This window comes from Streptomyces sp. NPDC001156, assembly GCF_053598275.1.
This window is the reverse complement of sequence record NZ_JBSFJX010000240.1, coordinates 1-11,067: the sequence shown is the minus strand read 5'-3', so window position 1 is coordinate 11,067 and position 11,067 is coordinate 1. Positions and strand designations below refer to the sequence as shown.

At 64.9% G+C, this 11,067-nt stretch carries 10 protein-coding genes and 3 pseudogenes; 3 read left to right on the top strand and 10 right to left on the bottom strand.

The features are described 5' to 3' along the window. Positions 1-100: 100 nt before the first annotated feature. The 9 genes and pseudogenes from ACWDA7_RS45200 to ACWDA7_RS45160 all read right to left on the bottom strand — a co-directional run. Positions 101-424, bottom strand: a pseudogene (locus ACWDA7_RS45200) (transposase); the annotation flags it as partial. Further along, positions 417-671 (bottom strand): annotated as a pseudogene (locus ACWDA7_RS45195) (transposase); the annotation flags it as partial. The pseudogenes ACWDA7_RS45195 and ACWDA7_RS45200, both read right to left, overlap by 8 nt. Before the next feature lie 82 nt (positions 672-753). Then, positions 754-1,143, bottom strand: coding sequence for a nuclear transport factor 2 family protein (locus tag ACWDA7_RS45190; RefSeq protein ID WP_450613029.1), 390 nt, complete (start codon positions 1,141-1,143; stop codon positions 754-756). Between the two features lie 150 nt (positions 1,144-1,293). Next, positions 1,294-2,079: an SDR family NAD(P)-dependent oxidoreductase gene (locus ACWDA7_RS45185; RefSeq protein ID WP_450613027.1), complete on the bottom strand. Its 786-nt coding sequence runs from the start codon at positions 2,077-2,079 to the stop codon at positions 1,294-1,296. Continuing rightward, positions 2,076-2,516: a nuclear transport factor 2 family protein gene (locus ACWDA7_RS45180; protein ID WP_450613025.1), complete on the bottom strand. Its 441-nt coding sequence runs from the start codon at positions 2,514-2,516 to the stop codon at positions 2,076-2,078. Before ACWDA7_RS45180 ends, ACWDA7_RS45185 begins: the two co-directional genes overlap by 4 nt. Positions 2,517-2,649: 133 nt before the next feature. Next, positions 2,650-3,111, bottom strand: a complete 462-nt coding sequence (locus tag ACWDA7_RS45175; RefSeq protein ID WP_450613023.1) for a MaoC family dehydratase — start codon at positions 3,109-3,111, stop codon at positions 2,650-2,652. Positions 3,112-3,193: 82 nt separating this feature from the next. After that, the gene (locus tag ACWDA7_RS45170; RefSeq protein WP_450613021.1) at positions 3,194-5,140 is read right to left on the bottom strand and encodes an oxidoreductase; all 1,947 of its coding nucleotides are present in this window, start codon (positions 5,138-5,140) and stop codon (positions 3,194-3,196) included. A 685-nt stretch (positions 5,141-5,825) separates the two neighbouring features. Next, entirely contained in the window at positions 5,826-7,112 is a 1,287-nt protein-coding gene (locus tag ACWDA7_RS45165) for a cytochrome P450 (RefSeq protein WP_450613019.1), read from the bottom strand. 243 nt (positions 7,113-7,355) lie between these two features. Then, positions 7,356-8,135, bottom strand: coding sequence for a TetR/AcrR family transcriptional regulator (locus tag ACWDA7_RS45160; RefSeq protein ID WP_450613017.1), 780 nt, complete (start codon positions 8,133-8,135; stop codon positions 7,356-7,358). Positions 8,136-8,876: 741 nt separating this feature from the next. Between ACWDA7_RS45160 and ACWDA7_RS45155 the strand changes: the two genes are divergently transcribed. After that, positions 8,877-9,116, top strand: a complete 240-nt coding sequence (locus ACWDA7_RS45155) for a hypothetical protein (protein WP_450613015.1) — start codon at positions 8,877-8,879, stop codon at positions 9,114-9,116. Positions 9,117-9,180: 64 nt separating this feature from the next. Then, positions 9,181-9,630, top strand: coding sequence for a nuclear transport factor 2 family protein (locus tag ACWDA7_RS45150; protein WP_450613013.1), 450 nt, complete (start codon positions 9,181-9,183; stop codon positions 9,628-9,630). Positions 9,631-9,977: 347 nt separating this feature from the next. Here the strand turns inward: ACWDA7_RS45150 and ACWDA7_RS45145 are convergent. Continuing rightward, positions 9,978-10,157 (bottom strand): annotated as a pseudogene (locus tag ACWDA7_RS45145) (transposase); the annotation flags it as partial. A 187-nt stretch (positions 10,158-10,344) separates the two neighbouring features. Here ACWDA7_RS45145 and ACWDA7_RS45140 point away from each other — a divergent pair. Further along, positions 10,345-11,067: transposase (locus ACWDA7_RS45140; protein ID WP_450613011.1), on the top strand; the 723-nt coding region annotated here is incomplete at its 3' end.

Below are 11,067 nucleotides of genomic sequence, written 5' to 3'. Positions count from 1 at the left end.
GACCAAGAGGAAAGCGACGTCAGACGCGGGCGGCACCCGCGACCGATTTTCGCGCCGTCACCACGGCGCGGGCAACGCGCCACATGGACTTGAGTCATTACCAGAACGACTCAGCGAGGGCGTTGTCGTAGCTCGAGCCGACGCGGCCTATGCTCCTGCGGATCCCGAAACCGTCGCAGACCTGCGCGAACGCGGCCGACGTGTATTGCGAACCCCTGTCCGCGTGGAAGATCACTCCGTCGACGTTGCCGTCACGGGTCGCGACCGCCATCTTCAGCGCGTCGACGACCAACTCGGCGCGCATGTGCGAGGCCATCGAGTAGCCGAGCACTCGGCGTGAACAGATGTCCAGGACGCAGGCGAGATACAGCCACGAGCCCCCGACCTGGACGTATGTGACGTCGCCGCACCACTTCTCATCCAACTGCGCGGAATCGCAAACTTCCCGGGCATTGCGTCTTGGCCGTGCCGCAGCAGCGGCAGCGGCAGCGGCGGGCTCGGTGGCCGCTGACGAGTTCGTTCACCGTGCCCTCGACACCGGAACGGGAGGAGTACAGCCGATTCCACTGCAGGTTCTGCTGGTCCGCGCGGTTGCGGGCCTGGATCTCGTGCAGGTGCCGGGGCAGGAAGTTCACCGTCCGGGCCGCACCGCGGGTGCACAAGGAGCGCTCGGGACACGCCTGGGCCGCAGCCGAAACCTAACCCCACCAAAACCGCGAAACACGAGTGCCCTGCTGAGGTCTATTTCCCGGGTCAGGGGTTCGGCATTGCCATCGAACCCGCGTCGTGGTAGAAGATCGTGTTTTCCACAAACTTCCCGTCTCGCAGCAGGATCTGGATGGCCTGGACGCACTCATGGCCGGTGCGCACGTCCGGCATGGCCAGCACCACGAAGACGTAGTCGCCCTCGGCGAGGACCCGGACGAGCCTGGCGTCCTTCAGCTCGATATACCGGGACATCGCGGCGGCGAGGTCGGGAAAGGTCTCCTTCACGTAAGTTCCACCGTAGGGAAGGAACGCAGCCTGCCGGATCACGAAGTCGTCAGCCATGTAGGACTGGACCTCGTCCAGAGCGCCGCGAGACCCGGCATCGAAGAATGCCTCGACGATCTGCTTGTTTCGAGCCGACACTGATTCCGTCATATCGTCCACCCCTTCAAGTTCAGTTCAAGGCAATCAGCGAGTGCGCCATAGCGTGCGGATCGTGTTCGTGTCCTTCGCGGTCAGAGCAAAGCTGCTGGTCAGGCTCCTTGAGGACACCCAACTTAGGTGCTTCAACGCGATCACGCGACACTAGGACATCGGGTGCATTGCCATGGAGCCGCCGTCGGCGATGATCGCCTGCCCGGTGACGAACGAAGCCTCGTCGGACAGCAGGAACGCCACCACGTTCGCCAGCTCCTCTGGTGTCCCGATCCGGCCCATCATGGTCTGGGCCTCGAGGACCGCTCGCGCTTGCTCGTCGAGGTTCGCCATGACCTGGGTCGCCACTGACCCCGGTACGACTGCGTTGCACCGGACCCCCCGCCGCCCGTACCCGGCCGCCACGCTGCGCATAAGGGAGTGCAGCGCCGCCTTGGATGCTCCGTAGGAGAGGCTGTCCTCTTTCCCGCGTAGCGCGAGAATGGACGAGGTCAGCACGATCGACCCGCCTCCGGCTCGCAGCATGGACGGGAGGACGTGCTTACACGCCAGAAAGCAACCGCTGGCATTCACGGCCAGCACGTTGGACCACAGGTCGAACGGGACCTCGGTCAACGGAAACCCGTAACCGAGCGCACGCTGCGAGGTCAGCGCGGCGTTCGCGTGCAAGAGCCGGATGGGACCGAGCTCGCGTTCCACGGTTTGCACAACGTCAGCCCACTGGAGTTCGTCGGCGACGTCGAGGGCTACAGCGATTGCGCGCCCCCCTGTCACCCTTATGTCCTTGGCGACGGCGGCAGCACCTGAGTCGTCAATGTCCGCGATGGCAACCGCTGCACCTTGGACCGCTAGTAGCCGCGCGACCGCTGCTCCGATGCCGTTGGCGGCACCGGTGACAACCGCGACCGATCCGTCGAACCTGTTCGCAAGATTCATCGCGCGGCACCCTTGGAGCATCCGCTGTAGTCACGCCAGCCCTCGCCGACACGGATCGTGGTGAGCACCATGTGCGTGTCGTGATATTGATCGATGGCGGTGACCATCCCGTCGACCACGGTGAACCAGAACGTGAACGCGTTTGAGTAGGTCTTGCCTTCGACCGTCGTCGCCTTCTCGTCGGCGGTAATGGCGACGCGGTTGCCCTCGGCAATGACATCCCGGACTGTCATGGAGATGCCGTTCGCGTCGAGCCGGCTCTTGAGAAACTCCAGGTCAGGCAGCAGCTTGTCTTTCTGGTGGTGGACTCGGCCGAACTCCGACCAGACGGCGTCAGGAGCGAGTAGCTGCAGAGCCTGCTCGAACTCGTAGCGGCTGATCAGCTCAAGCACCCGACGCGCGATCGCCTTGTTGGCCGCCAACGCATCCTCGCTCATCCGCGCCTCCCGTCCTACCGTCACCGTTGCGCTCCATCTGCCCCGCCTACCTTATAAATCTATCGACGTTTTATTTAGCGGTCAATGGCCCCTAGCCGCAGGGATGCCGTCCGGCGATGCGCGCACTCGGCGGTCAGTTCAGGTAACGCAAGAGGGACGTGATGACGCAGGCCGGCCGCTCGGTACCCTCAAGCTCGATCCTGAGGTGCAATGTCACTTGGACGCCGCCGGCGATCTCGCAGGCCTCGGCGACCGTCCCGGTGCCTCTGAGCCTGCTTGGCACCGGAACCGCTGTCGGGAAGCGGACTCGGTCGCAGCCGTAGTTGATGATCCCCGAGCACTTCTCGACCATGATCAGCTGGGGGACGAACCGGCCGGCGAGGGCGAGCGTGAGATAGCCGTGCGCGATGGTCGATCCGAACGGCCCGTCCTTGGCCCGCGCGGCATCGGTGTGGACCCACTGGAAGTCCCCTGTCGCTTCAGCGAACTGGTTCACCTCGTGCTGTGTGACTGTCACCCACGGAGTGGGGCCCAGGGCGCGCCCGGACACCGCCAGCAAGTCCTGGGGCACCGGGACTCGCAACACGTTTGTCATAGTTGCAGTACCTCCTTGCCCGCCAGCCGCGCACATTCACACGTCGGATTCGGCAGGGTCATCGACTTCGGCCATGCCGCAATCACAAGGCCAGTGCAGCGAGATGTCCCTCGTTGAAGGCCTGCCATGCCGTCCGCGGGGCGTTAGCGTCGCCGACGAGCTGATAGGGGATGCCGAGCCGCTGCAGCACCGGCACCAGGGCCGTGCGCGGCGCCGGCGCACTCACCGCGACGATCACCTCCGCGGGCACTCGTGTCACGACGCGGTCCGCCCGACGCGTCAGCTCCACAGTTCCATCGCTCCGGCCGGTGATGACCTGCGCGGTGTACACGCCGCCGAGCGACCTATACAGCAGGTCTGGGACCTCCCAGCGCTGCATCTGGCCGGCGAACGGCACGACGGTCTCGAAACGCGTGGCGAAATGCACACCCATGCCGCGTTTCCTCAAGGTCTCCGCGACGAGTGCCGCCTCAGACGTGCCGAGTTCGTCGTACACCAGCGCGGTGCCGGGCACCTCCCCGGTCAGCGCCTCGTCGGATGCGATCACTCCCCCCAGCTGTGCCAGGGATGCCGGAACCCGGGCCTGAGATCCGGTGGCGAGGATTACCGCATCAGGAGCGATCGAGGCGAGAAGTGACTCGTCGACAGTCCGACCAAGCTGTATCTCCACGCCGGCATGTCCCAGCTCGCCGACGAGGTGATCGATGGCGTTACACAGCTCAGCCGCGGCAGTGTGCCGGGCCAGCAGCAATCGCCCCCCCGGACTGGTCGCGGTATCGACGAGGTCGACCCGGTGCCCGCACCGGGCAGCTGTCTCAGCGGCCTTCAGGCCTGCGGGACCCGCTCCGACGACCAAGACGCGCCGCGGCGTACCGGCCAGCCTCGGGGCGAACGGAACCTCGCGCAGGACCTCGGGATTGTGAAAGCAGCCCATCTCCGGATAGAGCGCCTGCTTGCGGTCGACGCACAGGTTGGAGCGGACGCATGGCCGGATGCGGTCACGTCGTCCCGCCACTGCCTTGCTAACGACCTCGGGATCGGCGATATGGGCTCGGGTCATCGCGACCAGATCACACACGCCCGTCTGCAAAACCTGCTCGGCCACTTCGAGCGAGACAATGCCCCCGGTGGCCACCACGGGCACGTCGATGTCCACCAGTCGCCTCAGGTTGGCCAGCAGCCCAACGTTCGGCGCCTCGGGATGGCGGTACCCCGGGATGGACCGGACATACGATTTGCCCCCGTCACCCAGCGTCGTATTGAGCATGTCAACGTAGCCGGTCTGCAGGATCGACGTCAGATCCTCGGCGATGCCATCGGCACCCCGGCCCCCGTCTGCAGGGCTGATGAGATCATCCACCGAGGTGCGATAGCACAACAGACGGTCCGGCCCCAGCTCATCGCGGACGGCCTGGATGACGCAACGTACGAAGAGCGTGCGGTCTAGACCCCAGCGGTCCGAGCGCCGGTTGGTCCGTGGTGTGAGCGACTGCTGGACAAGGTAGCCGTGGCCCCCGTGCACCTCGATGCCATCGAAGCCAACGTCGGCGCACATCGCAGCTGCGCGACGGTAGGCGTCAATCATCGATTCGACGTCGAGGTCTGTCATCTTGCGACTCGACTCGCCGGCGTCGGACTGCTGCTCGTCGAACGACCAGGAGGGCGACCGGCCGATCATGGCGTCAGTACGACCATAGGCACCCAGGTTGACGAGCTGGATCAGCAACGTCGCACCCTCGGGCTTAACGAGCTCGACGAGCCGGGCATGCCGCTCGACGACCGACTTCGGAATCTCACCGTGCGGATTCACTAGCAACGGCTGGGCGATGATCATGCCTGCGCCACCGCCGGCGCGGCGACGCAGGTACTCGATGTACGACTCGGGGTTCAGCGTGGGATCCCGGAACAGGTCGCTCGCGCCGTGCGCCGTGATGACGACACGATTGCGCACCAGCATGCGTTTGACCGATATCGGGGCCAGAACGTGCCGGAAGGTACCGCCCCGCACCATTTCGGTCGTCGAACTCACCTTGCACTCCCCGGGTCTGCAGCGGCTCAGTGTCGCGGAAGCGATCCAGGCCCAGAGATCCGACCTCACAGTCCGCGACTGTTCGCAATGTACCAAACGGCGTTTGATTAAGCTAGATAATGAGATCATTCGGCAGGCAATGACCTCCGCGACCCCCTCCACGTCGGCGCAGCACAAGCGTTACGCGCAGCTGCAAGTGGCCACGGTGATGCTAGCCACCGGCAGTGAGGAGAAGGTAGGAGGATCTGTACATGAAAGAACTCGCCGAGCGGGAGGGAGTTCTCATGGCCACGCTCTACCGGTACTTTCCCGGCCAAGGAGCACGTTCTGGTGACTATCCAGGGCCGTTGCGAAGTATGGGACTTCACTCCCGGGCGACCGAACTGAGCTGCCCGGCCATCTACACGGAACACTGCGGCACCGGGGCCTCCTACTACGACTCGCTGATTCGACACTAACGAGCTGTTCAGGAGGCCCCACCCCTATGCACGCAACCCCGCCGCGACCACCCGATCGAGACTCCCGTTCGACGCGCATCCCTCAAGATCGGGTACAACAACAGCTACTTGAGCCGGAGCTTCTCCTGGATCAGCGTAGGTGTCCGAGCCAGCTCGCATCCCAACTCGATGCCGTGAACTGGCCCGCTTCCCAGGATGTCACCAGCCATAAAGACACAGACCGATCGTTAGCTAGGCGAGATCCGGCCCGCGGACAGTGTCGGAAACGGCGCCCCGCTCCCCTTGACGTCCCCGGGTGAGTAGGTCATCGGAATGCTGTAGTAGCCGTTGATTCTCGCGATGTCCTCGTAGCCCCTGATGACCGAACCGCGATCGATCTCGAAGTCGGGGATCCGCTGCAGGAACTCCCCCAAGAAGCACTCTATGTTCGCTCGAGCGAGTAGCGCGCCGATGCATCGATGTGCCCCGACGCCAAAGGTCAGGTGCGTGTTCGCCTGTCGGCTCAGGTCGACTGTTTCAGGATCGTCGAACACCTCACCGTCGAAGTTCGCCGAGGCGATCGCAAGCAAAATGCGGTCGCCTGGGCTGAAGTCCCGGCCACTGAATGACACCGGCTCTCGAACGTTCCTAGCCGTGGTGAACGTCGCCGGGTAGTAACGCAGGATCTCATCCACGGCTGTTGGGATCCGAGAGGAGTCCCGGGTCAGCAGCTCACGGTCTTCCGGATGCTGAGCCAGATGGAGGATCGCGCTGCAGATGGTCGCGATCGTGGTCTCGTCTCCACCACCGACGAGCATGACCGCGAGCTCGGTTGCCATTTCGAGGGAGATCAGTTCTCCGTCTATCTCCGCCCGCGCCAGATCCGCGAGGACACCGGGGCCGCCCTCTTCACGTTGCTTGGCGATCTCGCCAATCAAGTGGGTACGCAGCCACTCAAACAGGGCCGCCCGCTCGCGCTGCTTGCGGATGCCGATCGGCTCTTCCGCGCTGCCGCTCTCTGCCGCCTTCGCCTCATCCTCGGATACTTCTTGCCGGTATGACAGCCAGGTCTCCAGCGGCAGGCCGAGCAAGTCGAGGAGCACCGCGCGCTGGAACGGGCTAACCAAGTCGACCACGAGATCGCATTGCCCGGCTTCGATGACCCGGTCGACCGCCCAGGTCGCGATCTCGCCGATACGGTCCCGGCCCCGCTGGATGGCTCCCCGTGTGAACCACTTGTTGAGCTGGCGACGGTACTTCAGCGATTCCGGAGGATCCATCTCCAGGAAGCCGAGACGAACCGGACGGGGTGGAATGGACACGCCGCAGTTAAGGTCGGTTCCGTCAGCCGCCCACGAGCGCTCGGATGACAGCCTTCTGTGATCGGTTGCCGCGGCCAGGACGGCCGCATGCGTAGTCAGCACGTCGTAACCGCCGTAGTTCGGCGAGTGGATGACGGGGCACGCCGACTCACGCGCGTGCCGGTACACATCCTGCCAGTTGTCTGCATAGTCACGGCTGTGGTGGTCAAACATCGGGTGCCCATCCGTTGTATGTCCAGAGGGATGATGGCCTATGTCGCGGGAAACCAAACAGTGTCAGATAAATACTAGGTGCGTAGCCTGGTGGTGTCAATGAAGTGTCTTGGATGTTGCGCACGCCGACGACCAAAGCCGGATCGTTCATGATGTTCGAGCTCGCCGCCGCAGACCCCCGCGCTCAGCATGCGACCAGCCCAGGGCCACTCGACGGCAGGCGGGGCTCTCAGGACCCCGCGGTTAGCTGGCGCGAGCCGAGCTCTGCTCGCCCGTGCGTCGCTTGCCGGCGCCGCGTCGCGGGCTCTTTCCTTTCGGCGCTGCCTCGTCCTGAGCCTCTCCCTGCGAGGCCCTCATGCGTACTGCGATCTCGATGGCGCCGACTGCCGCCGTAGTGAGCACTTCGAACAACTCATCGCCGCTGATCCCGCTCGCCGCTTCGGCACGGTGGAGTGCCTCGATTTCTTCCGGCCCCCCATGACTGATGGGCCTGCTGGCCCGCTCAGCTGCTCCGACCTCCTGCATGACCGAAGTAATGGCGAGCAACTCCAGCGAGTGGATCAGCGGAGCGATCGCCTCGAGCGGCACGCCCTCGTCCTCCATGCGACGTACGCTCGCACCCAACTCATGCTCACCGATGCCCAGCCTGTTGCGTTCGAGCATCAGCGGAATCAGCGCCGGATGCTCGATGAGGACCTGCCTCGTCCGCCTTGCGTTCGCCACCAGCCACGACCGCCAGCTGGCGGCGTCGGAGCGGGGCGCCGTGACGTCCTCGAGCGCGAGCTGCGTGATCCCGATGAGGATGTCGTTCTTGCTCTTAAAATAGTGGTACAGAGAGGCGCCGTTCACTTTCAGAGCGTCGCCGAGGTGCCGGATACTGAGCGCGTCGAGCCCCTCACGATCGACGATGTCGAGCGCGGCCTCAAGTGCCGCGCGCCGCGAGATCAGCGGCGTCTTAGGGCGGGCCATGAACGCGTCTCCCTTCGATGCTTTTCGGGAGAGACTACCGTTGCCGGTCGTCACGCGAGGGCCTACGGGCGCCAGGCCCATCTCGCCTGCCGCACTCAACTTCTTCCCGCGCGTTCCCGTCCGATGCGTACTTCCTTAACCAAACGATGCATGATAATCTTACTCAGCGTCAGCCGTACAGACAACCAGCGGTAGATCGTGATCTGTAGGTGTGCTCGCTGGTCGGCTGCGGGCATGGGAACGGCTGACACGATCATGATCGTCAGAGACATCGGGTATGAACGCGGCAGTCGTGGAGGCAACCGTAGCGGAACAGGCGTGGGGCAAGGCTTCGGGGAGGCGATGGGCCTGGTGGCGGGGTGCTTTCCGCGCTGGGAGACGCGGCAGAACTTCCGGGCGATGACCGAGGCGATGCTGATGGGCTTGGTGCGGGTGAACTGCTGGACGATGGGCGAGGCGCTCGGCCACTTTGGGCCACACCGTCTCCGCCCTCCTAACCAAGCCGCCCCGCAGAGTCTGGCAGCGGCTGCGGACCTGCCGCGGCATCAAGGGCAACCGCCACTACGACCGGGCGATGATCGAGATCACCAGCGACGACACCCCCGCCAGCCACCAGGCAGGGCACAGCTTCCTGCTCGTCCGGCGCCCCGCTACACCCGCGAGTTGTCCTTCTATCGATGCCACTCCGCCATGCCAGCCGCCCTGGCTGGCCTGGTGGCCGTGGTATGCACCAGGTGGCAGATTGAGGAGCACTGCCGCGCTGCCAAGTCTCTGACTGCGCTCGATCAAGGGCAGATGACCTCTCTTCTGGCTGTGACCCTCACCCGAAGCCGCTCCGCTGCCCCGCACCCCGAGACGGAGCTGATCCCGCTCACCAGGCCCGAACTGCTCGTCGTCCGTCGCGCCACCGCCCTGCCCAATCCCTGCCGCGATCTGACGCACATCTTGCGCTGGTCAGAATGGCGCCACCACCAGCACCGCGCAGCCACCGGCCACCGCCGCTGGAACGACACCGCCGCAACCACAACCACGTGATCACACACAACAAAGATCACGATCTACAGCTGCCGTGACAGAAACAGACGAGGGAAGGGAAATCATGGTCGACGAGAAAGACCGGAACAAAGCGTTGGCGCTGCAGTTCATGGAGGCGAATGACCGCAACGACGCACTAGCACTCGCCGAGATGTACGCCGAGGATGGCACACACACGGTCATGGGGACCACGCCGATCTCCGGTACATACACCAAGCAGCAGATGCTCGCCGCCGCAGGTGCGATCTTCGCGCCGTTCCCAAAGGGAAAGCCAGCGAGGGTGGTTGGCATCGTCGCCGAAGGCGACACCGTGGCGGTGGAGATCGACTCGCGAGCGCTCCACGAGTCCGGCGCGATGTACCACCAGCAGATCCACTGGGTGCTCAAGTTCCGCGACGGCAAGCTGGTCCAAACGAAGGAATATGTCGACACCCAACTCGTCATCGACGTGCTGTGCGGCGGCGGGGCCGTCGTGCCAGCGTCACCGGAGACCACGCCCTCTGCACAGGCATAATTGAGAGGTAAACCGTTCCAGGTTCCGCCCTCGAAGGCACCCTGCCAGGGCCAGTGCTCGGGCAGATGGAACGTCATGACGCGGGCTCCGGTGACCAACCGTGCCGAGATGCTACGACGTGTTCCCACCGGGAAACGCAGAGGCGGCAAGCCGGTCGCGCTGATATGGCTTCACACCCGCGCGTCCTGAGGTATCAAGCCACAGGAGCGCGGGCCTTTCTCAACAACCCAACCAAGGTCGAGTTCGGCCGCAAAAAAGCGCTCGCGGCCTTGAGGATCTCGTTCGTCCGCCTCAACTCCGCATTCTCCCTGCGGAGTTGTCAGCTCATCCTGCTCAAAGCTGGCCAGGCGATCGTCGCGTTCCCCGGCATCCGCCTCTGCCTGGCGCACCCAGTTCCGCAGGGCCTCCTTGCGGATGCCCAAGCCGCGTGCGACGTGCGCGACGGGACGGCCGGTGCAGTGGACCTCACCGATCGCGCGTTCCCGCAGCTCGTCTGACTGCCCGTGGATGACGTCATGACACGACATGCAGACCACCAGGGTCTCGCGCCGTTTCTTCGGCATGAGCGTCACCCAGGCCAGCCGGTTTGTGCTGGATGTGCCGAGGCTGGCCATGCTGCGGACCTGGTGCACTTTGCGCGATCTTGGTGGCTAATTTTGAAGTGCGTTGTTGTGCCTGCGAGTTGGCCGTCGTCAAGTGCCGGTGGATGGGATCATGACGGTCTTCTCGCTTCTCGGTGGATCGGAGTGTCTGGTGTCGGTGCAGCCGCGGCCTTGGCCGGAGCCGGATCCGCAGGTGGCTGCGGCGATCCGGGCGATCTACCGGGGCCGGCGGGAGGTTCCGTTGCCGGTGCAGGTGCGTGACCGGCTGGGCGAACTGTTCCCGGACGCGGCGTTCGCCGAGGCGTTCGGCCGGGCGGGTAAGCCGGGCTGGTCCCCCGGCCGCCTTGCGCTGGTCACGGTGCTACAGAAGGCGGCGAACCTGACCGACCGGCGGGCCGCGGACGAGGTCCGCGAGAGCCTGGCCTGGAAGTACGCGCTCGGGTTGGGCCTGGAGGATCCGGGATTCGACCACAGCGTGCTGTCGGAGTTCCGCTCGCGGGTGGTCAGCCACGGGCTAGAGGAGCGGGTGCTGGACCTACTGCTGGAGCGGCTGACGGCGCTGGAGCTGCTGACGGCGGGCGGGAGCCAGCGCACCGACTCCACGCACATCGTGTCGGCGGTGCGGGACCTGAACCGGCTGGAGCTGGTCGGCGAGAGCGTCCGAGCTGCATTGAACGCGCTCGCCGCCGCCTGCCCCGACTGGGTGGACCAGGTGCTGGTGGTGGACGACTGGAGCCATCGCTATGGAGATCGGGTGGACAGCTGGCGGCTGCCGACCTCCAAGACCAAGCAGGACGAACTCGCGCTCGCCTACGCGCAGGACGGCTACACGCTG

Coding starts and splice junctions, on each gene's coding strand:
- ACWDA7_RS45190 (WP_450613029.1), bottom strand. CDS start 1,143: ATGACGGAATCAGTGTCGGCTCGAAACAAGCAGATCGTCGAGGCATTC.
- ACWDA7_RS45185 (WP_450613027.1), bottom strand. CDS start 2,079: ATGAATCTTGCGAACAGGTTCGACGGATCGGTCGCGGTTGTCACCGGT.
- ACWDA7_RS45180 (WP_450613025.1), bottom strand. CDS start 2,516: ATGAGCGAGGATGCGTTGGCGGCCAACAAGGCGATCGCGCGTCGGGTG.
- ACWDA7_RS45175 (WP_450613023.1), bottom strand. CDS start 3,111: ATGACAAACGTGTTGCGAGTCCCGGTGCCCCAGGACTTGCTGGCGGTG.
- ACWDA7_RS45165 (WP_450613019.1), bottom strand. CDS start 7,112: ATGTTTGACCACCACAGCCGTGACTATGCAGACAACTGGCAGGATGTG.
- ACWDA7_RS45155 (WP_450613015.1), top strand. CDS start 8,877: ATGACCTCTCTTCTGGCTGTGACCCTCACCCGAAGCCGCTCCGCTGCC.
- ACWDA7_RS45150 (WP_450613013.1), top strand. CDS start 9,181: ATGGTCGACGAGAAAGACCGGAACAAAGCGTTGGCGCTGCAGTTCATG.